Annotated in this window: 21 protein-coding genes and 1 pseudogene; 14 read left to right on the forward strand and 8 right to left on the reverse strand. The window is 59.4% G+C overall.

Translation table 11 applies throughout. The annotated features are described in order from the left end of the window. Window positions 1-266 precede the first annotated feature (266 nt). The 4 genes from K3M35_RS16870 to K3M35_RS16885 form a co-directional block, all read right to left on the reverse strand. Window positions 267-740, reverse strand: a complete 474-nt coding sequence (locus tag K3M35_RS16870) for a hypothetical protein (RefSeq protein ID WP_220666750.1) — start codon at window positions 738-740, stop codon at window positions 267-269. Window positions 741-1,145: 405 nt separating this feature from the next. Then, complete coding sequence (locus K3M35_RS16875; RefSeq protein ID WP_220666751.1) at window positions 1,146-1,361, reverse strand: helix-turn-helix domain-containing protein; 216 nt, start codon at window positions 1,359-1,361, stop codon at window positions 1,146-1,148. A gap of 123 nt (window positions 1,362-1,484) precedes the next feature. Next, on the reverse strand, window positions 1,485-2,600 hold the full coding sequence (locus tag K3M35_RS16880; RefSeq protein WP_259444145.1) for a hypothetical protein: 1,116 nt from the start codon (window positions 2,598-2,600) through the stop codon (window positions 1,485-1,487). Window positions 2,601-2,689: 89 nt separating this feature from the next. Further along, window positions 2,690-3,202 carry a GNAT family N-acetyltransferase gene (locus K3M35_RS16885; protein WP_220666753.1) on the reverse strand — a complete coding sequence of 171 codons (513 nt, stop codon included), beginning with the start codon at window positions 3,200-3,202 and terminating at the stop codon, window positions 2,690-2,692. A gap of 335 nt (window positions 3,203-3,537) precedes the next feature. On the opposite strand from K3M35_RS16885, the gene K3M35_RS16890 reads away from it, so the two are divergent. Further along, complete coding sequence (locus K3M35_RS16890; protein ID WP_220666754.1) at window positions 3,538-4,143, forward strand: hypothetical protein; 606 nt, start codon at window positions 3,538-3,540, stop codon at window positions 4,141-4,143. A gap of 28 nt (window positions 4,144-4,171) precedes the next feature. On the opposite strand, the gene K3M35_RS16895 is transcribed toward K3M35_RS16890, so the two are convergent. Then, the gene (locus K3M35_RS16895; RefSeq protein ID WP_094979751.1) at window positions 4,172-5,416 is read right to left on the reverse strand and encodes an IS256 family transposase; all 1,245 of its coding nucleotides are present in this window, start codon (window positions 5,414-5,416) and stop codon (window positions 4,172-4,174) included. A gap of 119 nt (window positions 5,417-5,535) precedes the next feature. Between K3M35_RS16895 and K3M35_RS16900 the strand changes: the two genes are divergently transcribed. Next, a complete protein-coding gene (locus K3M35_RS16900; RefSeq protein ID WP_220666755.1) occupies window positions 5,536-5,976 on the forward strand; it encodes a restriction endonuclease in 441 nt (146 codons plus the stop codon). Window positions 5,977-6,277: 301 nt separating this feature from the next. Here K3M35_RS16900 and K3M35_RS16905 read toward each other — a convergent pair whose 3' ends face one another. The 3 genes from K3M35_RS16905 to K3M35_RS16915 form a co-directional block, all read right to left on the reverse strand. After that, complete coding sequence (locus K3M35_RS16905; RefSeq protein ID WP_220666756.1) at window positions 6,278-7,435, reverse strand: NAD(P)-dependent oxidoreductase; 1,158 nt, start codon at window positions 7,433-7,435, stop codon at window positions 6,278-6,280. A 171-nt stretch (window positions 7,436-7,606) separates the two neighbouring features. After that, window positions 7,607-8,215: a hypothetical protein gene (locus tag K3M35_RS16910; protein ID WP_220666757.1), complete on the reverse strand. Its 609-nt coding sequence runs from the start codon at window positions 8,213-8,215 to the stop codon at window positions 7,607-7,609. Between the two features lie 684 nt (window positions 8,216-8,899). Next, window positions 8,900-12,772, reverse strand: a complete 3,873-nt coding sequence (locus K3M35_RS16915) for an NACHT domain-containing NTPase (protein ID WP_220666758.1) — start codon at window positions 12,770-12,772, stop codon at window positions 8,900-8,902. A gap of 130 nt (window positions 12,773-12,902) precedes the next feature. Between K3M35_RS16915 and K3M35_RS16920 the strand changes: the two genes are divergently transcribed. From K3M35_RS16920 to K3M35_RS26940, 12 genes and pseudogenes are all read left to right on the forward strand, one after another. Then, window positions 12,903-13,367: a hypothetical protein gene (locus K3M35_RS16920; RefSeq protein WP_220666759.1), complete on the forward strand. Its 465-nt coding sequence runs from the start codon at window positions 12,903-12,905 to the stop codon at window positions 13,365-13,367. Window positions 13,368-14,320: 953 nt separating this feature from the next. Next, on the forward strand, window positions 14,321-14,668 hold the full coding sequence (locus tag K3M35_RS16925; RefSeq protein WP_220666760.1) for a hypothetical protein: 348 nt from the start codon (window positions 14,321-14,323) through the stop codon (window positions 14,666-14,668). A 253-nt stretch (window positions 14,669-14,921) separates the two neighbouring features. After that, window positions 14,922-15,494 (forward strand): hypothetical protein, encoded by a 573-nt coding sequence (locus tag K3M35_RS16930; protein ID WP_220666761.1) that lies wholly within the window; start codon window positions 14,922-14,924, stop codon window positions 15,492-15,494. 351 nt (window positions 15,495-15,845) lie between these two features. After that, window positions 15,846-16,049, forward strand: coding sequence for a hypothetical protein (locus K3M35_RS16935; RefSeq protein ID WP_220666762.1), 204 nt, complete (start codon window positions 15,846-15,848; stop codon window positions 16,047-16,049). After that, the gene (locus K3M35_RS16940) at window positions 16,042-18,165 is read left to right on the forward strand and encodes a type IV secretory system conjugative DNA transfer family protein (RefSeq protein WP_220666763.1); all 2,124 of its coding nucleotides are present in this window, start codon (window positions 16,042-16,044) and stop codon (window positions 18,163-18,165) included. Before K3M35_RS16935 ends, K3M35_RS16940 begins: the two co-directional genes overlap by 8 nt. 146 nt (window positions 18,166-18,311) lie before the next feature. After that, window positions 18,312-19,124 (forward strand): replication-relaxation family protein, encoded by an 813-nt coding sequence (locus K3M35_RS16945; RefSeq protein ID WP_220666764.1) that lies wholly within the window; start codon window positions 18,312-18,314, stop codon window positions 19,122-19,124. 23 nt (window positions 19,125-19,147) lie between these two features. Beyond that, window positions 19,148-20,146, forward strand: a complete 999-nt coding sequence (locus tag K3M35_RS16950) for a site-specific DNA-methyltransferase (RefSeq protein ID WP_259444146.1) — start codon at window positions 19,148-19,150, stop codon at window positions 20,144-20,146. Continuing rightward, window positions 20,143-20,730 carry an antirestriction protein ArdA gene (locus K3M35_RS16955; RefSeq protein WP_220666766.1) on the forward strand — a complete coding sequence of 196 codons (588 nt, stop codon included), beginning with the start codon at window positions 20,143-20,145 and terminating at the stop codon, window positions 20,728-20,730. The genes K3M35_RS16950 and K3M35_RS16955 overlap by 4 nt, the downstream gene beginning before the upstream one ends. 128 nt (window positions 20,731-20,858) lie before the next feature. Beyond that, complete coding sequence (locus K3M35_RS16960) at window positions 20,859-21,128, forward strand: DNA-binding protein (RefSeq protein WP_220666767.1); 270 nt, start codon at window positions 20,859-20,861, stop codon at window positions 21,126-21,128. A gap of 190 nt (window positions 21,129-21,318) precedes the next feature. Next, the gene (locus tag K3M35_RS16965; RefSeq protein ID WP_220666768.1) at window positions 21,319-21,708 is read left to right on the forward strand and encodes a helix-turn-helix domain-containing protein; all 390 of its coding nucleotides are present in this window, start codon (window positions 21,319-21,321) and stop codon (window positions 21,706-21,708) included. Between the two features lie 31 nt (window positions 21,709-21,739). After that, complete coding sequence (locus tag K3M35_RS16970) at window positions 21,740-22,390, forward strand: ImmA/IrrE family metallo-endopeptidase (RefSeq protein WP_220666769.1); 651 nt, start codon at window positions 21,740-21,742, stop codon at window positions 22,388-22,390. Beyond that, window positions 22,387-23,403: pseudogene (locus tag K3M35_RS26940) on the forward strand (recombinase family protein); the annotation flags it as partial. The gene K3M35_RS16970 and the pseudogene K3M35_RS26940, both read left to right, overlap by 4 nt. Window positions 23,404-23,426: the final 23 nt, after the last annotated feature.

The raw sequence follows: 23,426 nt of genomic DNA on the forward strand, positions 1-23,426 counted from the left end.
ATACGGAATCCGATTCCTTTTAAGGCAATCGAGGTAACGACCTCCGTCATCCGGGGCCAAATTACTCATCGCCAACGGTGATGAGAATGGCTCAAGCTCGTACCGGACAATGTCCATAGCAGCAACAACCAGTAAAACTAGCAGAATAAGGCAGATAACTAAACGCCGCTTGGCACGCAGGACTTTTAATGTCATGACAATTTAATTGTACGAGATAGTGCGGATTAATCAATATCAATCCGCACTATCTCGCTTCTTTCATGTACTTATCGGGCGTAGCCCCCCTGAATACCCTCAAGACCGTACAGCGTGTAGTTTCTCGCGCGGGACTCACACTCTTTGAGGACGTAGCCCCATTGGTCGCGTGCGCCGGACCTAACCGCAGCCGCCCCGATGCCAGCGCCGACGAAGTTGTTCCATTCGTCCATCGCCCTCTCGGCTGCTGGCTGCCCGGCGTCGTACTCCTCGTGGGCAAAGCCGACACGGTAGGCATCTTGCTGTCCAATACGCGTGGTCAGGGACCCAATCCATGCGCAGTGTCGAAACGCATCGCCCATATTGTTGTGGTGGTTCCGGTTGCCAAACTTCCACATGGTGACATCCTCGGCCCAGGTCCTCGCATCTTGCACGTGGACGCAGGAGACGCCGTTGAGTACCGCACAGTCGACTGCCTCATCCAGTACATCCGCCTGCGCACTGGGAGCAAGTAGTGCTGTAAGTGGGATCGCCAGAACCGCCACGGTGATGCCGCTTGCGAATCGCCGTCTCCAAGTATGCATGTGCCGCACCTTTCGGTCTGTGCGGCCGTCCGCCGGGCCGTGACCGAAGCCAAAGGTTTCGGCCCGGCGGCGACCTTTTCAATAGGGTGCCCGTTCGGCCGGATCTCCCCGGTTGCAGCCGGTAAGGCGAGATCGTGGTCGAGGAGGCGGTTCACAGATTACAGCAGTGAGATTCGCTCCGAAAGACCAAAAGACCTCCCCGCTGCAACGGGGAGGTCTAGGTGCAGGCACGAGTCCTGCGCTGCCAGGGTGCCAACACGCAGCCCGGGCTCCTATTGAAAACGTCTGCCGAGGCGGACCACATCAGGGTAAAGCTTGATGCACAGTCAGGGCAACACGCGACATGCCTATATCAGGATTTCATTGTCATTCATCGACGAGCAGCCCGATTGGCTCGACCCCCAGCTGGTCGGCCAGATGCTCCACCGTTCGCAACGTCAGGTTGCGTTCGCCCCGTTCGACACTGCCGAGATAGGTGCGATGGACACCAAGGACATCCGCGAAGGCCTCCTGGGAGTGGCCGCGCTGCAACCGGATTCGACGCAGGTTGCGCCCCACGACCCGCTGTAGCTGACCCTCCATAGTGAGGATTTACGTTTCCGCGGTGCTACTTGAAGGTCTACAGACTTATAAGTAGCATTTCACGAGACCGGAGCAGAAGGGAGATGATCATGGCTGGCGGAGACTAGAGTTCGACCCAATCGCTCAGGCTGCCTCGCGGCGTTCGTCGTGGGGCAGTTCTGTGTTCAGGGTCCAGGTGAAGGCGAAGCCTGCCTTGGACATGAGCCACCCTGGAGCCTCGACCGCGATGACCCGGCCAGGCACCGAAAGTGGTGTTTGCGATATTCGTGGCGGCACCAATGCACCAACGGTGTCGCTGACGCGCATGTGCGCGATGTCGGTGTTGGTGTAGTCGAGCGTCAGCGACACGTCTCGTCCCGGCTGAGGGAGTTCGAAGAACAGGCGGTGCCCCCATGTCGGCGTCACGGTCCGGAACAGCTGGCGGATACGAACCGGCTTGCCGTTCAGTGCCGCATCGCCGAGATGGACGGTATAGGTTTGCCCGGTCTTCCGTGCTGTGCGTCGGATCGGCTGTAGCGCACCGTCGACCGCGAGTTCGAGTAGTTCGTAGAAGTCGCGGTTGCTAGCATCCATGCCGGGGCGTGCCGTCATGAACCACGCCGAAGTGGCTGGTGCATCCAGCACCAGATCGTTGTACTCATCACGATCTGACACGCAGGCGAAGCGCCGTACCGGTCCCGATGGCACCGTCGTGTACTCCCACTCCACGACGACGTCGAACAGAGGAGCACCTCCGGTGCTCCTCTCTGATGCATCAGAGAGCCGAATCCGCACCTCAACGTCGTGCCAGCGCTCGGCAGCGCGGATGGCTTGGTCGCGGATGTCCCGGTAAATCTCGTGGGCGAACTGCTCATCGCCAAGCCGCAAGCTCATGACATTGGAGGCAATGTCGTCGAGGAGTTCGGGGTTGGCGACCCGCTTCAGATCCTCAGGGTGAATGGCGAACCCTTCGACCACAGCGTCGCGCATAGCCGGCGCCTGCTCCTTGATGATTGCGCGGAACTGCTCCACCGTGGCTTCTTCTTGATCCTTGCGGAAGCTGTACTCGAAGAGCGTGCCGAGCACACCGGCACCAAAGAGGGTGCCGCCAAGTTCCCCAAGCGGCAGCGCATGCAGCCAATTCCAGGTGCCGAGGTCGACCTCGGACAACCACCCGTTGGCCATCATGAGGAGAATGCCGGAGAGCGTCAGGGCTACCGCTAACAGCGCCGCTTTCGTTTTGCGGAGTCGCGCGGCCAAAGACGTTCGTTGTTTTCGTGGCATTACTTGCCACTATTGTAACAAATCCGCAGGTCAGGGCCTATAGCGTATTTCTTCCATTAGTACTGTCAGGCGGACGCCAGTAATCCCATGATGTGCATATCCCGTCGCTTGCCAGCGACCAGATAGCGGCCACGCAGCGTCGCTTCATGCACGAATCCGAGGCGGTGAAATAGCCCCAGCGATGGTTCGTTGCCCTCGACGATCCATGCTTCGATCCGTTCCAGGCCAAGGTGACCGAAGCCCCAGTCGAGCATGTCCTGCACCGCCGAGCGACCGTAGCCATGCCGCCGCTCGTCCGGCCGCCAGATGCACACGCCAACCTGGGCCACGCGGTTCCGCCAGTCGATGGCATGGAGCGAGCACTCGCCGACCAACTCACCGTCAGCACCGACGAGTACGAAGCTGTACTCCGTGGCCGGCTGCGGGCCGGACGTGGCCGCGACCTTGCGGCGAAGCTCGGCCGGGCTGCGCGGTCGCCAGTATGGCGGACCATACGGCGCTAGTTCCTCCCAGTGGGCACAGGAGGCGAGCACCTGCGGGATGTGTTCCTCGGCCAAGGCCTGCAGTACGACTGCCATGACGGCTCCCCACCCGATTCATCCAATGCTTTTACCTGCTCGTTTACCGAATGCTACTTATAAGTCTGCATACCTTCAAGTAGCGTAAAAAGACGCTCGACGGCGTGCCAGGAGGCAACCTCCAGCGGGCAGTAGGTGCGAACCTGCGCGCGCGTATCGCATGGAGCGGGGGCTGCCGCAGGAGAAGTTCGCCGACGTGCCAGCGGTTCACCGGACGTACATGGGTGGGCCGGGAAGGGGCGAGCGCAATCTGACACCGAGAAGGGTGGAGCGGCTTGCGGAGAGAATGGTCATAAAGCCAATGAATCGGATGCAGTGACACCGTCGTAGGTTTCATGCGCACCACCACTGACCTGTGCGTTCTCCTCGTGCCGGTCGTTGCCAGCCTTTCTGGGAGAAAAAGTCACATGAAGGTAATCTCACCCCAGGCCTACACTGCACTCCGCGAAGCTCTGCCGCTCATCGCCTGGTACAAGCCCGATTTCGAGACCTATCTGCGCGCAGCCTTCCGCAGCCACCCAGCGTTGCTCGTCGGTCTTAACTTCCAAGCAGCAACGAAGCGCGAGCTCGCGAGCCAAGTGATGACCCGATTGATGAGCGACGCACCAGGATACCAAGACGTCACGGTCGAGCTCATGTTGGACATCGCAAGCATGGAGCGATTCCCTTATGTCGAGAAAATCAAAGATCAAGCCGACCGTGAAAAATGGCTAGAAAAAGCCGAAATCGCCGTTGCCGAATTGCGGCGACACACCAACGGATTCAAACAGATCCGTCAACAGCATGAGAAGCGCGATGCCGCGCGAGCCGAACACGCCAAATTAATAGTCCGCATCAAGCAATTCAGCGATGACATCGCACAGGTCAGGGCAGAGTTCATGAACTTGCACGCTATGACAAACCCCCAAGAGCTCGAGGTCAAGTCCAGATGCGTGGTGTAACGAGGTCGCCGCGTGATTCCTCGGGTGGTTATGCGGTCAGTGCTGGTGCAACCTCCTCGGCGGGTTCGGTGGCGGTGTCGGCGGGTTTGTCGCCTCGGGCCTGGGAGAGGACGTCGAGGCCGAGGTAGCGGCGTCCTTCGATCCACTCGTCGTGCTGTTCGGCGAGGACGGCGCCGACGAGGCGGATCAGGGCGGTGCGGTCGGGGAAGATCCCGACGACGTCGGTGCGCCGGCGGATCTCCTTGTTCAACCGCTCTTGCGGGTTGTTGGACCAGATCTGCCGCCAGATCTGCTTCGGGAATCCGGTGAACGCGAGGAGATCGGCCCGGGCGCCGTCGAGGTGGTCGGCAACCCTCGGGAGCTTCTCGGCGAGGGCTTCGATGATCCGATCATATTGTGCGTGAACAGATTCCGAGTCAGGCTGATCGTAGACCGAGTGCAACAGCGTGCGCACCCACGGCCACGACGTCTTCGGGGTGACCGCCATCAGATTCGTCGCGTAATGCGTGCGGCAACGCTGCCACGATGCACCGGGCAAGGTGGCGCCGATCGCCGCGACCAGACCGGCATGGGCATCGGAGGTCACCAACCTCACCCCGGATAACCCGCGGGCGACCAGTCCGCGGAAGAACGTGAGCCAGCCGGCGCCGTCCTCGGCGGAGGTGACATCGATGCCCAGGATTTCGCGGTAGCCGTCGGCGTTGACCCCGACCGCGACCAGGGCGTGAACGTTGACCACCCGGCCGTTCTCGCGGACCTTGAGCACGAGGGCGTCGGCGGCGACGAACGTGTACGGGCCGGCGTCGAGGGGCCGGCTGCGGAACGCCTCGACCTGCTCGTCGAGCTCCTTCGCCATGACGCTGACCTGGGACTTCGACAACGAGGTGATACCCAACGTCTCGACCAGTTTCTCCATCCGGCGGGTCGACACCCCGAGCAGATAGCAGGTGGCGACCACCGTGGTCAGGGCACGCTCGGCACGCTTGCGGCGCTCGAGCAGCCAATCCGGGAAGTAGCTGCCGGACCTCAGTTTCGGGATGGCGACATCGAGGGTTCCGACCCGGGTGTCGAAGTCACGGTGCCGATACCCGTTGCGGGAGTTGACGCGGTCGTCGGTGCGTTGCCCGTAGCCGGCGCCGCACAGGACGTCGGCCTCGGCGCCCATCAGGGCGTGGATGAACAGCGTCAGCAGCTCCCGCAGCAGATCGGGGCTGGCGCCGGTGAGTCGGTCTTCGACGAGCTGGTGCAGGTCGATATTGTGGGCAGTGGTCATCGTGTGGTCCTGTCTCGAGTCGACTTGGTAGGTCTCTCGAAGAATCACGCGGTGACCGTCTTTCGTTCGGCTACGACACGCCGGCCATCTCATTCGGATCCAGCTCGTACACCATCCTCATGGACGTAACCGAGCGCGGGAGGAAGTTCGAGGTTGTCCTCAACGGTTTATTCGCGATTTACGATATGGAGCCCAAGCTCGCCTACAGCCTTGAAAATGAACAGATCGATGGTGCAGTTACCTTTGACACCGATGATTACATAGTCGAAGCTAAGTGGACCAAGGATCCTATCGGACGGGATCAACTCGATATCTTTGACAAAAAGGTTCAGCGAAAAGGTAAAAATGCGCTTGGCATCTATATAAGCCTTAACGGATTTACTCGTCCAGCCCTCGACCAATACAAGGAGGGCACCTCATTTCTGGCAGTAGAAGGCCAAGAACTCTATTACGTACTTGAGGACCGCGTGCGATTGGAGCATCTACTCCGAAATAAAAAGCGGCACGCGAATGAGACGGGGAGTTGCATGCTCCATGCGCGCGAGTGGCTAACCAGCTAGATTGGAGCAATTATCCCTCTACTAATTACGCTCTTCGTCCAACGCTCAGCCTCTGCCACGACTTGAAATTTCTAATTTTATTGCGCAGCATAATCAACTGTGCGGGATGATTTTCAGCATTCCTCACATCTCATCCCACGCGATCAGCTTGCCCTCAGATGTTCTATCTGTTTGGGCTCGAGAAGACCGATTACGACCCCTTGAATCATCGCAAAGCGATACAGTTCCACACCCCGGGGAACTCCCCCAGCGCGCTGGCAAAACCCTTTCCACGCTAGTGCCAGTTGACGAACTTGAAGTGTCAGTCTCCGAGGAAATGCTCGTTCCAAATCTCAGCCACCATTTCACGGTCATCATGCGAGACTTCGCCGATATCAGTACGTGGGCCAGAAACGAAAGTGCCGTCAGCCAACGCTTTGATGGCCGCCATCTTTTCGCCCTCGATGAGCTGCATAGCCGGCCCGATGACTGCGCCATGTAGAAAGTTGGCAGGATTTCCCTTATTGATAAGCCAAAAGTAGCGTTGACCCCCGGAATCGTACCTGGTAATGGCAGGCGAAACTGTTGTAGGACGATAAAGTTTCAGGTCCTCTTCCACAAATTCATCATCAACCGACGTGACGGTTGCAATCACCGCACCCGACCGAACGTTGGCGAGCGCTCGCCTATCGATAGCGTGCCCGCCGGTTGCTGAGATCACCAAGCTCGACACCTGCAGCGCTTCGTCGAGCCGCCGGAACACTTGGAATCCACGAGCAGCTGCCTCCGCCATCGCAATTGGCGACTTGTCATGCACAACCGTCGGAATTCCTCGACCTCGTAACACTTCGGCCACACCACTACCGACGCGACCGTAGCCAACTACGCAGGCGGTCCGGGTCTGGAGTATCTGCGCCTGCTCGCGCAGCACCGCCTCGACCGAGAAAACCACCCCAGATCCGACATGATAATCCTCGGGCAGCTTCAGAGGGCTACGTGCGACAGTAACGATCGGCACTTCCGCGGCGTCCGCCGCACTTTCGTATTTTTGTACACCATTCTCAGTACCTTCCATGACGCCGACTACGCGACCATCGAGTCGTGCTGCAATATCGTTGATTGAGCTGGCAAAGTATCCGCCAATGTCGACAAAAATAAGACGAGATTTCTCGGACGTCGACCGACGTATGACGTCCACAACCTCGTCAGTCTTTTCGCTCACCCACTTGCGATTCAGGGGATGAATCTTAAACTTTAACTGAGCGATACGAGCCGCTTCCGGCGTTTCTGCGGTCTTCGGCTTCGGTAGCAGCAACTTGATAGGTGCAATATCACGCAGCGCCGGCAAGAAGACGACCGAATTCGATACCATGTGAGCGACGCAAACTAATTCGACACCCGTTGCGGCGCCAACTCTTCCGGCGAGATGGGAGAAATACGCGCGTAGACGTAGCTCTTCAAAATCGATTACGCTAGCCACATTAGTCTCGTTTCTATCAAGTATGACTTGGGCCCATAGAAGAATATTCTTCAAATGGGCCCAAATATGCCATGACTTTGCTGTACTAGTTATCTTGTCCGTCGCTCATTGTGGCATCTCCCTTCATGTCTAGAATACACTACTTAATAGTGTATTAAGAATAAACTCATCTCAGACGGACATTTTGACTTGATCCCATGAAACACGGTACCGATATTTTGGTTTTGGATTCTCAATCAAGTGCGAAACTCTAACACGACCAGAGGCATCGGGGAGCAACTCAAGTGGTTCTTCAAACTCCCAATTGTCACTCCCCAGATGCTGGCACTTCCAATGAGGTCGCAGGTCCTCCCGGTTAGGGAGTATGGCTTCGAGTTGGATGCGTCGGCACCCTGGTTTGACCGCCTCGCTTACCCATCCCTCGTGCTCAGGGTTGACGCGAACGAAAAAGTGCTCAATCGTCACCGTCTCAGTCTCGTCGGGTTCGACCATTCTGCCGAGGTCGACGACTGCAAGACGACGTCCGTTCGGCCCCGCGATTACCGGCCCTTGGAGTCGGTGTGAGCTGGTGCCGTTCGGGTTCTTGCCGCTACTAACAGTAGGGGCCTTTTCAATTCCAGTTTCGTTATCCCAGACATACTCGCGGAGGAATAAGCGATGAGGTCGCAGTGCCTTTAACTGGAACGTATGCTCGGTACGTATGGCCATCCAGCGAGGGTCGAGAACCTTGTACACGTGTTTGACTTCCTGCACCTCGAAGGCTGAGTCGATAGGTTCCATGCCGCGTCTCCTCCGGATCGACCGGGCAACTCTCGAGATCGTACAGCTCCGCGTGCGATGTGCCGGTGTGAACCTTCCGTCGATTCGCCGGTAGTATCTTGAGCCTTCGATGTAGTGCGAGTTCCGGGGAATCATTTGCCTGGAGTCCTGTCGCTTAACCTTCTTGTAGTCAAGTCGAGAAGTCTGTGTCCGTGAACATCTCGAGGCCTGTCGGACTTCCCGCTCCGCCACCAGTACTCGCATCGCCAACCTCCGCCCGCTTTCAACGTCTTGCTGACCGTGCTCGCCCCAAGCCCCATCTCTTTGCCAACCTGCACGGTCGGCCAGCGGGCTTCGTAGAGCTCGGTCGCGCGGGCGACCAGGAGCGGTGTCATCCTCACGCGCGACCGCAACACCTCATCGGTAGTGTCGCACTAGCTCTGCGATCTCCTCCCGATCCAGCTTGCGGCTGGCGCGTGGTCGTGACACTGACGTGCGTCGCTCCAGTCGCACGTCTGCCGACCCTCATCCGTCCGTCCCGCATCAGAGATCTTCGCGACGAGGTCTTGGAATGGGGTACGTGGGCTTAAAAGCGATTCATGGAGGCGCACGAGGATTCGAACACTTGTTCGGTGAGAAAATCATTCAAGGGTCGGCACATCAAATCGCTGACCTTTTGCATGCACTGGTGCATGGCTTCGATCCTCATGCCGGGGCTCTCACAAAGCTTAGTTGAGCACCTGAGGAAAGGTTTGATCGTGAACGACGTTGCGTTAAGACCGAATTTCTCGTTCTCTCTCCGAGTGCAGCGATCACGTTGTCGGTAAATTCGGAATTCATCAAACCCCAATGACGTGTGGAAAAAACGTTGACTGTAAACTCGCCAACCGAATCGGCCATATCTGGAAGTCGGGCACAGAGCGACTTGACTTGAACCGTACTGGCAACGTCCGAAAGCGCACCGATCGCATTCTTAAGCAAGTTTGCCGCGGTTCTAGCCTGTTTCCGCTTGAAGTCGTTGGCTTGGAGCCCAGTCGCAATCGCATCAAATAGCTCCCAGGCCTCATCAACCTTGCCGCTCTTAGCAAACTTGATCATCAAAAACCCGGCATCACCCACAGCAGTGGGTGCATATTGTCCAGTTGTCGCCCACTTTGCCAGCGCCAGCGTTGCGACAATGGGTAAGTCCGCCGTTACAGGCTCACCTGCAGCAAGCTGCGCAAGCCATGCACGCCGCGTGGTGTCGACTTCGGCGGGACCTATTCGACGGTGCCTTGCGCAAATCGTGCGACTCCCCGTGTCGACGACGAGGACCTCAACACAGTGAGCCATGAGCCTCGCACGCGCCGAATCGTCTGAGACTGAGACGATCGACCAAAGCGCGATGAGTTGAGCGCGGGCAGTGGACCTGGTAATGCCCTCGACTGCTGCAGCAACAACTTCCGGCGTTGCCTCAACAACGTTTGCCTCGATGAGTAACCTCCACAACCTGGCACCCTTCTCTTGGTCACTCTGCTCGCCTCTCAGCGCACGATTGACTAAACCCCGAAGCTCCTCACTGTGAGCGCGCAAAAAGTCAAAATCTACGAAGCCCCGAGCTTTCGCACGCGAAATAAAATCAGAGAGCGTGGCAGGCCTATTGACGGCACCGAGAAGGGCCAGGAAAGCCGAACACACCGCGGCTGAAGAGGAAATCCATTCCTTAGCACCGTCGATGAATACGTTTGCGTCTGGATCCGCAATCCTCGACGGATCATCCGAAATAAATTTGAGCGCCTGGATTGCCCCCTGAATACCTAACATACCGCCTCGTGGCGCTAGCTTGATAAGTTGCTCCCGCCGGAGCCACGGCTCCGGCGATTCCGCTAATCCACTTCGTCGGACAATCTCCGTAAAGACGTGGTCCGGAGTGTTTTCATGACCGACGCAGGAGCGTGCCATCTCGGCCCAGGTTCGTCGTCCTTCATCATGTGAGGTGATTCCTCCGAGACGGCTTGCAAGAAGGCCGATAGTCGGTGAACGTAAAGAACACTCCGATTCAAGCAGATTCGCCAATGCACCACGTTGGAGCTGGTATGGCGCGGCGCGGCCCGTCAAACTGAAGAGTCGCGCCAGAACCTTCACACCGACATCGCGTGCAATCGTTCCTGCTCCCGCAAGCTGGCACACGGCCGATAGACGAGCGCCTGCAACAATACCCTCGTCGTCATTCTCAAGCTCAGCGCAAAGCTCATTCACATAATGCAGCAGTGCTGAATCTGTCTGCACGGTACCGTCATGAATCAGATGGGCAGCGAAGACCTTCCCCAACCAACGGCGAACGGCGGCCGCGTCAGAGTCGTTGTAGTTTACACTGAACAGATATGTCAGATCTTGGATTAGCCTGTCAGAACCGACGAATTCCCAGTATCGTGCGCAGAATTCGAGATAGCCGTGCATTGCGTTTCTACCGACGCCTTGCCGCTTGATCGAATGAAGCGCGCGGACAATGAGTGACACTGCGGTGTCGCTGTCGACGGAGCGGACCGACTCAGCGAGTTCGAGGAGGTTGGTTTGGCTCTGAACGACCTGAGGATTCGTTGCGATTACCGCATCGACGAGATCCGCCGTCAGCATCGTAGCCACCACGGCCGGGTGTCGACGGGCGAGGAACCCAATAGCAGTCAGCGCGGCCTGTTGCGTTGAGCGATGTTGAGCGAACTCGAACAGCACGTCAAGGGCCTGCTCGGGCTGTCTCCTCTTGTAAGCAATAACATTGCGGCAGAATGTATCTAGAAGTCCATCGCCAATCTCGGTGATGTCGACCTGAAGCACATTCGCGACCATGCCGACCAGCTGTGGAGTGGCTGCGAGGATACGGATTGCAGTATCCTTGAGTTGCGGGCTCGGCGCGCTGAGAAGGCGTACCAACTGTCCAGCGATCGTAGTCTCGGTGAAGTCATATCGCGCGTATACCACGAACTGTTCAAGGATCGCTGCTACGAAGATGTCGTGAGGTGAGGCGAGTAAGTAGTCGACGAGTCTGACGAACTCCCTCTCGGGATCACGGGAACCTAATGCCTTGGCAACTGCGAACTCGAAGATCGTCTGGTGGAAGAATCTCAGTAGTGTTCCGTCATCGAGCAAGACCCCGCGCATGACGAGCAGCTTCGCTCCGTCATCGATGTCACCGTAAGGCTGAGGTGTGAGTTCGACCTGACCGAGCCGATCGCGCACACGCGCCATTGGTATATGTAGATCTCCATGGGCAAGCATTGAAAGACCGATACCGTAGGTGATCTGAGTAAGATCCCGATCCCCGTTACCAGTCGTATAGCGACGACGATCGTGAACGAACCGTAAGTCGCGGGCAATTCGGTGATCCCAGTATCGCTGATAGAGCTCCGTGATATCCACATCTAGATTCGGGAAATCCGGTGCTGCAACCTGAAAGAGCATCCGAACTAACAGCGGGTTTCGCCGTACCTGTGGCACGATGAGCCCCCTGCTGACGGCGTTCCGGAGGCGCTCAGCAGGATCTGTGACACCCGCTTCGGGGCAAAACTGAGCGCAAAGCACTTCGGCGGCCTGTTCAGCCTCCGAGTCCGCGTATTCTCGCAGCTCAAAGACCCGAAAATCGGATTCGACAAGCAACGAGGTCTCCCGCGGCCTGGAGGTAACTACCATACGAAAGCCATGTGCCACGAACGTATCCATCGTGAAGTGAAACAGCTCAGCGTCGTGCTCGGTACGAAGTAGCAGGTCTGCTGTATCTATCAGTAAGATCGGCCGGGCGGACTTGACGACGTCAATGACGTCAGCCACAGCGAGACGTTCGTCCGACAGCTCAGAGACGAACCAAGTCGCCGACAGCACTAATGACTGCCGCTTCAGCGCGTGATGGAGCCATATCAACAAGGTGGACTTGCCGGAGCCGGCATCGCCACGAATCAGTATCGGACGTTCATCGCTTTCGCTATCGACGGCGCGCAAGATAGCGCCCTGGATATCACGACTGATATAGTTCACAAGTTCCCCGGTGGCTCCGGCTACGCGGATATCTCCGGCACCTAACACCTCTCTCTGGTAGCGGAGCGAACGCCGTTCAAGCTGCACCCAAGCGGGCGACGACTCCTTTAGAGATGCGTTGCGCTTTCGCGCACAATAAAGAAGCGCGTCTGCGTAGGCCTCGGCAAGCATCGTGATTCTACCGGCAGGCACCGGTCTGAAAACTTCTGTAGAACGATTCAGGGAGCGTTTGGCTGCGGCTTTTTTTCGTTTACCCAGAGCCTCGTCGTCCCCTGAATCCAACCGCAGAGAAAGCGACAGACACAAGGCGTCTCTCGCAACCCCGTCCGGAAGTTCACCAGATGCCTCGGAAACTATCCTTGTTAGCTCCACGCGCGCGAGCTTATTGAGATCGATGAATTCAGCGAGTCCAAGGCGGCTGTCCGAGCGCTCGCAGAGGTAGGCCTGCACCGCAGGGCAACGTGCCGCCGCCTTTTCGCCGAGCAAGGCCTTGTGCGGCGTTGCCCCGACCAGCTGAATCAGCTCTTGGACCACGTCCGGGATACCGCCGACGCCATCTACCTCATCCATAGGGCTCAATTCTATGGCACGCCGAGAAGGATTGGACTCCCAGTCCGGTACTCCGCGCCGTTAACCTTGACTATTTGTCAATTATGTTCATAATAGCAGATGGTACGCGGCCTTTTGAAAGGAGGCCGTAATGGCCAAAATGAAGTATCCGCAAGATCAGTATTATTTTGGAGTTGCTGAGCAGGTTATCGAGCTCCGCGATAGATTCAAGCAGTTTCTGCAGGGATTTACTGGAGATGTCGACGGCACCTTTGATATTCCCTGCGAGTACTTCCACCAATATTTTATTGCGTGGATCGAGCAAGATCTTCGGTCTACTCGGCGGGATGGCGATCTGTCTATCGTATGGGATCACTGGCATGCGACATTGGCGCCGTACGTTCTGTTCACCGCGTATGCGGAATACGAGCTTCATCCCGAGCGCTATGCACATCCAGGTGGGCACGAAGGAACCGAAGAAGGGCGCACTCTTCTACGGCGGAACCTGCAACTGCTACCGCTTGCCGACAACGACACGGAAGGCCCAGACTCCGACGCCCTGTCGGTGATGTCCATCATCTATAACGTCTGGTGCCTACCAGGCATGCAAAGGTAAGAATCCCGATGTTTGGCCACGTACCGAGCCACCTCACGACCTGTGGGGTGGCTATTTCTTTCTGGTGGTATTTAGCCAAACGACCTGCGCGTTCCCAAAAATCTATAAGGATCTGGGAGGATTTGGGCGATTATTGGGTATTTGGGCTCATTCGCATTCCTTGTCAACGTTCACCTTGGGTCATAACGTCGCTTCCATCGCACTCCAGTACTCATTCTGAGGAGAAATCAGTGAGCCAAGAATCCGGACCGCGCGAGTGGCGCTTCACGCAGAGTGCAACGCAAGACACCAACATTCACCGCCAATCAGAGCCTTCCAATGTGACGTTGCCTGTATTAGTGCGAGCCCGCGCACTCGGTGTGGCGGCAGTCAATTGGAAGATCGACCCTGCACCCAACCGGGCGACGCAGGCCATCTGGCACTATGCAGACTCAATCGGCATACTCAACCATGGCGCACGGGTTCGCTGCGCTAACTCCGTCTGCCCACTCGGGCGGCAACTGTAATCGCACGCCTCGGGTCCGAGCGAAAAGTGCAGTGCCTGAAGACGAGACGACTCCTCATCGCTTTGCTGTTCAGACTCGACCTGCCCTCATGTGGGCCTGCCGCGCTACGACACCTTCCCACCAGCTCGATCATCTTCAGGCGATGGCCTCGCGATGGGGTGCTTCGAAACGCGTGCTGAGGCGATCGCCCGCCTCGCAGCAGTTGGCACGACATATCTTGAGGAAAGCTTCTACACTCTCGGCCGCGAGCAGGATTATCTCCACGCAGCCAAGGCCGAAGCAAACGCACCACAGAGGAAGGCCCTCCAGCGACCTTCGTCGTCTCGTTCATGACGCGGCAGTGTTTCACCACCACTGCCGACTACTTGGCCTGGGGGACGCCCTCAGCATTGATCGCGAATTGGCTGACTGAGCCCTTTACCCCACTACACGAACAGGAGATCCCCCATGTCTGCAATCGAGCCGTATGCGTCGAAGTTCCGCTCCTCCACGCTGTCCGCGACTGGAGATCGGCTGGCCCGCCGGACCGCGCACGAGCTGGCTGCCATCGAGCACGCCGCGCAAGTGCGCACCGCGGTAGTTGCGTCGGCCGGCGAGATCCAGCAAGCCAAGATCGACGCCGTCGCGCAGACTGGCGCGTACGCCATGCAGCAAGCTGCGCTTGTCGCGCAGGTGCAGCAGCAACTCGCTCTCGCGGCTCCAGCAGCGGCTGGCGATCTTGACTTCCTCAAGACCATGACCGTCATGGGCATCGGCCAAATTGTCGCCGATACGTGCCGGGCGGTGAACCAATGATCGTTTCGATCGCGATCGTCCTGGCCGTGGCCGGCGCCGTCGTGGCTGGGCTGTGCATCGTGGGCTTCCTTGCGGACGTCCGCGATGCGGCCGACCGCCGGAGCGAGGTCGCTCGCGTTAATCGAGAACGCCGGTTGGCCCAGGCGCGGATCAACCGGCTTACGTCCGCCGCACTTCAGCAGATGACTGAGGCAGCGGCACCGCACCGCGCACCCTGCCAGTGTGTGCGGTGCGCCGGGCAGGGAGGGCAGCGATGACCGACACGACGCCGGACCGTAACGCGAAGCTGGGCGTTCAATCTGACTATGTCTCTACGGAGGAGATCGAGCGAGCCCGGGAAGCCCTGTCCTGCTGGGTGTTCACCACCGCAACCGTGAAGACTCAAGAGTGCGGCTTCGGCTGGACACCGCGTCCGGATGCGCCTTCGACCTATATGGACCTACGCGCCGCGTACTCCCATGCGAAGGAGCGGGGCGGGTCACTGCCAGTATCGTCCGAGAACTCGCTCTCAGTCATCCTGACGTCACCTGATGCCAACGCCGCCTGGCGGTTTGTGCATGACATGGCGCATGTCGAACATGACCTCAGCTTCTCACTCCCCGATGAGTATGAGTTGGCGTTATGGCATCTGTCCGAGTTGGAGCGGGCCGGCTTCAGGCCGCACAGCTTGGAGTACGCCTTCCTCAAGGCCGACACGCTCGGTCAAGTGATTATTAACGCGGTGGCGAAGCGGTTCCCGGACGATCAGGAACTATTTGCCCTCGAATGCCAGCGGTGCGGGTTTGAACAGGGCATCCTGCGCGAGATCCACCGGGTGCCGTCGTGAGTGACGGCTCCCGCGGGCCCGGGGGGCGGCTCCTCAACGTCTGCATCGCCATACTCGTCAGCGCGATGGCGCTCTACGGCGCGATCTACATCGTGTGCGTGATTTGGGTGCCGCTTTGTATCACACTGGCGGTCGTTGCGATTATCAGCGGCTTGTCCATATTCATTTATCGGCGTCTCCGACGTTGGTAAATCAGGGGTAGCCACGTTCCATTCGGTGTTGTGAAATGCGCCAATCATATTGACCATTGCATTTGTGCAGCGCATAGTAAAGCCATGGCCGCTGCATAAATGCAGCACACCAATTGCCATTCATATTAATTAGTAACCACCGAAAGGGGGTGTATTCACTATGTCTAAAAATCAGGACCGCACATCGCACCGACAAAAGCGCGGCAGGAATCGGCACATTCGGATTCGCGGTCAGCTCCGCGCTGATCCGGATCTGGGTCGCATTGCCCGCACGGTGGTTGCTATCGCGATCGCCCAGGCCGAAAAGGAAGCGCAGGAAGAAACCAAACGTCAAACAGAACGCCGGGAGCCTGACAATGAATGACGCCAGCCAATTGGTTTTCGCCAGTTTGTCGATTCCCGCGCCGCTATCAATTGAAGCCGCCCGCGCCGCTGTAGTTGCATTGGCAGGACTCAGTGGTCAGCCGCAAATCGTCATCGAGGCTGTCGGCAGCAACCGGCACGTGCACTGGCGCGTTGGAATGCCCGTGGGCCATCGGCATCAGGTCATCGAGGTACTACGAGTGCATCTACCCGGCCTCGTGGTCGACGAACCGCAGTCCCGCGCAGCCGGCCTCCGGGCAGATGTCGCGGCGAAGATCCGTATTCGATCAGGGGCGGGCGTCAATAGTCAGCTGGCATATGAGTCCACTGAGCCGGTGACCCGGGGGATCCTCGGCGCCTTGGCGGTCGCTGACCGTCAAGAGCGCGTCTACCTCCAAGTCGTGCTCGGACCGCGCAAGTCACCTCAAGCGCCGCCCGCCCAGCTCCGCGGTGACACCCGTACCCAGGCTGCCGCCAAACTTCGTGAGTTTCGCTTCGGCTGTGCCATCCGCGTGGCCGCAACGGCTCATGACGACGACCGAGCCCGCCGGCTGGCGGATCGTGTCATCGCCGCGATTCGCGGCTTGAACGCGCCGAACGCCCAGCTTAGCGCCACCCGGATGGCGACTACTCCGTTCGACCAAGCCCGCGTGCCGTGGTTCTGGACCACAACCCTGAGTGTGAGTGAGGTCGTCGCACTGACCGCCTGGCCAATCGCGCGCCCTGACGCCGCACCGCTTCCCGGCGTGCCGTCGCGGCACCCGAAGTTGCTCCCGGCACCAGCAGACACTCCGAAGGAAGGGCGGGTGTTCGGCGTATCAACCATGCAACCAGATCGGCCGCTTGCGATCTCAGTCCGCGACTCGCTGTCTGGCATTGCTATTACCGGACCAACCGGTGTTGGCAAGTCAAACTTGCTCGGTCAGTTCGCCTTGGCCGATATCGCTGCAGGGCGGGGGGTTGTGGTCATCGACCCCAAGGGCGATCTCATCAACGAGATCCTGGTGCGGGCCGACGAGGCGCGACTCGATGATATTGCCGTCGTCGACGCCACTGACTCTGCACCTATTGGCATTAATGGGCTGGTCGGCGCAACTGATCCCGACCTGGCCGCCGACACCATACTTGGCGTGTTCCACTCGCTGTGGGCCGACGCGTGGGGCCCACGCACTCAAGACGTCCTGCACGCCAGCCTTCTGACTCTCGCCCGACGCGGTGATGCCTCAATCGCGCTGTTGCCGCTCCTACTCACCAATCCCGGTTTTCGGCGCTCGATCGTCGGCCAAGCTGCCCGCGATGACCCGATGGGGCTCGGCGGCTTCTGGGCGTGGTGGGAGGGGCTCAGCGAGAACGAGCAGGCGCAGGCCACTGCGCCGCTCCTGCGCCGCGTCCGCCCCATCTTGCTGCGTCCCGGATTGCGGGGCATCCTTGGCCAGCGCCGCCCCAAGTTCGATCTGTCCGATGTCTTCACCAAGCGCCGAGTCCTACTGGTGAGTCTGGAGAAGGGCAAGATCGGTCCCGAAGCTGCCGCCCTGCTCGGTTCCCTCATCGTTTCGCAACTGTGGACGGCAACGCTTGCTCGGGCCGCGCAACCACCTCACTCCCGGGCTCCGGTCACCATCTTGATCGACGAAGTCCAGGACTACCTCCGGCTCCCTGGTGATATCGGTGACGCGCTGGCGCAAGCTCGTGGTCTCGGGGTGGGCTACACACTGGCGCATCAGCACCTGGGCCAACTCCCGAAGTCAATCCGCGACGCCGTGACCGCGAACGCCCGGACGCGCATCGCCTTCCAACTGAGTCACCCCGACGCTCGCGAGTTTGCCACGCTCACTCGCGGTCAACTTGAACCAGCCGATTTCGAGGCGCTGCCTGCCTACCACGCATACGCCCAGATTCTCCACCAGAACACACCCGGACCGTGGGTCAGTCTCACCACCACGAAACTGCCCGCTCCCGTCCGGTCCGCCGACCTCGTCCGCCAGCGTTCCCGCGAGCGCTATGGCCAACCACTGAGCGAGGTCGAGGCCGATCTGCTGGCACTGACCGAGCGCCGCTCGGCCGGCGAATCCTTTGGCCGCACCAAGCGATCCGACGTGGAAGGAGCGGCGTCATGACTGGGTACACCCCAGGGCAGGGCATTCCGCCCGCTATTCCAGCCGGCTCATCCGCTACACCAACGTCGTCGCAGGTCAGTCGCGAATCGGGGCGCGGTCGGGGGACGAATACTCCGCCGACGATGTCGACGGAGAGTGCCCCAGTCTTGCAATCGGCCCTGCAACGGCGCCGGATCGATCGCGACGAACTCCGACGTATCAGTGAAGTCATGCCCGAGCGTGATCGCGAAGTCCTCCGCCGCATTGACGAACACCGCTACCTCACTACCCACCAGATCCAGTCCTTCACCTTCACCGCTCACGGCAGCGCTGGGTCGGCTGCCCGGACTACCCGCTACGTCTTAGCGCGACTGGAACGACTCGCTCTGATCCGGTCGCTCCCGCGCCGGGTGGGTGGGGTGCGCGCGGGCAGTGCTGCTCGTATTTGGCAACTGGCGCCGGCTGGTGCCCGATTGCTCCGGGACGAGGGGCAGACCTACCGTAGCCATGAGCCGTCACTGCGCTTTCTCCAGCACTGCTTGGCGGTCGCCGATGTCCACCTCGGTCTGCGCAACCTGACCACGATGGAGAGCGTCGAAGCAGTTGAGATTGCCACCGAGCCCACCTCGTGGCGGCGCTATATCGGCCCTGGCGGCGAACAACGTCTGTTGCAGCCCGACCTCGCCAGCGTCGTCCGGACGCGAGACTACGTCGATCGCTGGTTCATCGAAGTCGACCTCGGCACCGAATCACTCCCCACCGTGCTCAAGAAGTGCGGCCAGTACGAGACCTACCGCGCCAGCGGCATCGAGCAGGAGGCGCACGACGCGTTCCCGCTGGTGATCTGGGTCTTCGTGAGCCAAGCGCGCGCCGAGAAAGTAAAGTCCTCGATCCTGCGTTCGCCGCGGTTGACGCCTGAGCTGTACCGCATCGTCACGACTGACGGCTTCGCAACCAGTGCCCAGGAGTGGCTGCAATGAGCGGGCCCCCACGAAACCAAATCATGACCGGTGATGCGCTTGCCCAGTTGACGTTGCTGCCTGACGACAGCATCGACTGCATCATTACCAGCCCGCCGTATTTTCGGTTACGCGACTACGGCCACGGCGACCAGCTCGGCCTCGAACCGCACGTTGACGCCTGGACGACGCAGCTGCGCGCCGTACTGACCGAATGTGCCCGCGTCCTCGTGCCGAGCGGAACGCTGTGGCTCAATCTCGGTGACACCTACAGCACTCACTCCCGAGAAGGTGCTCCTCGTAAGAGCCTGCTGCTCGGCCCGGAACGGCTGGCGCTCCAGCTAATCGCCGACGGCTGGACGATTCGTAACAAGATCGTTTGGGCCAAGACCAACACGGTGCCCTCAAGTGTGCGCGATCGCCTGACTGCCTCGCACGAGGTCGTGTATCTGCTGACACGGTCGCCGCGCTACTACTTCGATCTCGACGAGATCCGCATCCCCCACGTCTCACGACCACCACGCCGCTCATCTCGCCCAGCGAATCGTGCAGAGAAGGCAGGACGAGGTCCGAACACCCATAGCGATCGTGGCCTCGCCGAGCTGCGCGCCAGTGGACGGGTCGGTCATCCGCTCGGCAAGAATCCCGGTGACGTCTGGGCGATGAGTGTCAGCACGTTCCGGAGCAGCCACATCGCCACCTATCCGGAAGCGCTCGTCCGTCGCATAGTGCTGGCCGGCTGCCCCCGTCTCCGGTGCTCCCACTGCCGCCGCCCCTGGACCCGTCAACTTGTCCGGCATCACGATCACGCACGCCGCAAACCCCCGCGCCCAAGCTGCACCTGTGACGCGCCCGCGGAGCCCGGACTCGTCCTTGATCCGTTCATCGGCTCCGGCACCACAGCCGTCGTCGCTGCCCGAACCGGGCGCGACTGGCTCGGTATTGAGCTCAACTCCAGTTATGCCGAGCTGGCGAAGGAACGCATCCGTACCAGCGTGCAGCACAACACAACGAAGTCCACGAAACGAGAGGAGGTGCTATGAACCACGAACCCAACTACGAACCACGTCACGAGAACGAACCCGACCGACAACTTCAGCCCCGCATCTGGGTCGGCAGCCTGGCCGACTACAACGCCGGGCGCCTCCACGGCGACTGGATCGATGCCGCCGTCGATCCAAGCACCCTTCAGGGAGCTGTCGAGCACATCCTGGCCAGCTCCCTGGAATCAGACGCCGAAGAATGGGGCATCTTCGATTACGACGGGTTCGGCGGCTACCAAGTCGGGGAGTACGACCCACTCGACCAGGTTGCTGCCGTCGCTCGGGGCATCGCTGAACACGGCCCCGCCTTCGCCACCTGGGCGGAGATCCACGATGGCAACCCCGAGATGCTCGCCCAATTTGATGACTGTTTTCTTGGCACCTACGACTCAGTCAGCGTCTGGGCCCGGGAGGTGCTCGAGGGCAGCGGCATCGAGGAGGCGCTCGACCGCGAGGTACCTGCCGATCTCCGCGCGTACATCCAGTTTGACTACGACGAGTTCGCCCACAGCCTCCAGCTCAGCGGCGACATCCATGTCGAAAGCGCCCCTAACGGCAAAGTCTGGCTTTTCCGGGTGATCTGATGCAGCCGGTCACCCGTCTTCGAGAGACTGCGGCCGCCCCAGTGAGAATTCTGCTCACCGGCCGCACCACCTCGAAGACGGTGACCGGAACACCCCGGGAACAACCTTCAGGAAGGAGTAGGAGACTCATGAAAACACTGGCAATTCGTCTCGAAGACGAACAGCACGCCCGCTTGGTGATCCTGGCAAAGCTCAGTGGCGTATCGCTCACGGACACCATCCGAGACGCGATCGAAAACCGCATTGCCACTTTGGCGGCCGACCCAGAGATCGCATCCAAGGCCGAAGCGCTGACCGCCGAGATCGACCGTGAAGCCGCCGAGCAGCGCGATGCCATCGCCACCCTGTTCGGTACGACCAAGCGGACATCATCGCGCGGTCGTCAGGGCACGGAGTGAGTACCTATCCATCCAGGGGAGTCAGGTTGAGCTGCAGCCAGCAGCTCCCTGACTCCCACCTATCCTCCGATAAATCGCAAAACGGTAAGGACGACCTTGCCAAATTCTACAACGATTTTAGTACTGCATTTATGCAATTTTGAGAATACAATAGAAGTAACAGGAACGAATGTATTGGAGATAAATTACCATGACGAATACCACTAACGCAGTCCAGCTCGGCAAAGCGCTCAGAAAGCGTAGGAATGAATTTGAGTTGACAATCAAGGAGGTCGCTCGCCGCTCCGGCATGACCGACTCCAACGTGCTTCGTATCGAGCGTGGTGATATCCCCCAACCGAGACCGGAAACGCTCAAGTCATTAGCTGATGTGCTGGGACTTGAACTCTCCGATTTGTTCAACCTCGCCGGTTACGTTCAACCGAAGACGCTGCCAAGCTTTTCCCCCTACCTTCGTAGTAAATACGCCGACCTTCCGGAATCAGCAGCCAGAGAAATGGAAGCCAGTTTTGTAAGAATCGCAGCAAAGCACGGCTATGACCCGCACGGACCTCACGACGGAGAAGACGAAAAAGAATAACGAACAGCCCACTATGAAAAGGAGGCTCGCTATGACACATACTTACAAACCATCGGTACTGACGAGCCTCCGGGCCATCATTCCACAGCGTGACGCGAGCTTCCTCGAAGCATTGCGTACTGCCGAAACCCAGGCAGCCAAGCTCACCGATCTGATCGGTGACGAACGCGGCATTCTTGAGCATCACCTCACGGAGTTGCCGCGCCTTGTCGTAATCCGTGAGAACATCCCAGTCTCGGGTATGAGCTACTGGAATGGCCGACAGTGGGTCATCGTGCTCTCAGTCAAAGAACCCGCCGTGCGCCAGCGCTTCACACTTCTGCACGAGTTCAAGCACATCATCGATCACGGCCATGCAGGCCATCTCTACCGCACCACCCACAAGCTGACCGGCGCCGACCAGGCCGAAGCTGCTGCCGACTACTTCGCTGGGTGTGCCCTCGTCTCCAAACGCTCACTCAAAGCCGCCTGGGGCAACGGCATGCAGCGCGTCGCTGATCTGGCCGCTCACTTCGGGGTCAGTGAACCGGCCATCCGCGTCCGTCTGGCGCAAACCGGCCTCGACAAGACTGACGATGTACTCCCCAGGAGCCGCTGCGCCCGGCCTATTCATACCAGTCGCTACGAGCGCCAGCAGTTCATCCGCGCACCACAATCAACCCGACAAAGGAGTTACGCATGACCGCCGCACCATCGCTCGGAATCAAGCCGCTGGCGGTCCACTATCTCCGGGTCAGTACCAAAGATCAGGCCGAACGAGGAGGGGAGACCGAAGGGTTCTCCATCCCCGCTCAGCGCGAAGCCTGCCTCCGTAAAGCCCAATCACTCGACGCAGTGACCGTCGCAGAGTTTGTCGACGCTGGCGAAAGCGCCCGCTCGGCCAATCGACCAGAACTGAAAAAGATGCTCGACTACGTCAAAGCACACAAGATCCAGTACGTCATCGTGCACAAGATCGACCGTCTCGCCCGCAATCGAGTCGACGACGTCGAGATCAACTTGCAGCTGACCGCAGTCGGCGCCCAGCTGGTCTCCTGCTCAGAGAACATCGATGAAACACCGAGCGGGATGCTGCTGCACGGCATCATGAGTTCGATCGCCGAGTTCTACAGTCGTAATCTGGCCACCGAATCGCGCAAGGGCATGCTCCAGAAGGCGAAGGGCGGCGGCACGCCGGGCATGGCACCGTTCGGCTATCTCAACAGCCGCATCCGTACTGACGACGGGAGGGAAGCAAAGACCGTCGTGATCGACCCTGCGCGCGGCCATTGGGTCACCTGGATGTTCGAGCGCTACGCCACCGGCGAGTGGACAGCCGGCATGATCAAGGACGAGTTCGACAAGCGCGGCGTGACTACCGTGGCCCGGCCGAACCGCCCCAGCCGGCCGATCGCACACTCACACATCACCTCAATGCTCCAAAACCGCTACTACACGGGTGCCGTCAGGTTCGAGGGTGTCGAGTACCCCGGCAGTCAACCTGCACTTGTCAGCGAAGCGCTTTTCGCCGAAGTGCAGCGTGTCCGGGAAGCGCGTCACCAAAGTCGTGAGAAGCCTCGTGTCCACAATCACTACCTGAAGGGGTCGGTCTACTGTGGCCAGTGCGGCGAGCCGCTCACGTTCGAGAAGACCCGCAACCGAGTGGGCACGACCTACGACTACTTTTACTGCCTTGGCCGTCAGCGGCTCAAGAACGGTTGCACCTTCCGCGCCATCCA

This window comes from Rhodococcus sp. DMU2021, assembly GCF_019641445.1.
Taxonomy (GTDB): Bacteria; Actinomycetota; Actinomycetes; order Mycobacteriales; family Mycobacteriaceae; genus Rhodococcus; species Rhodococcus pyridinivorans.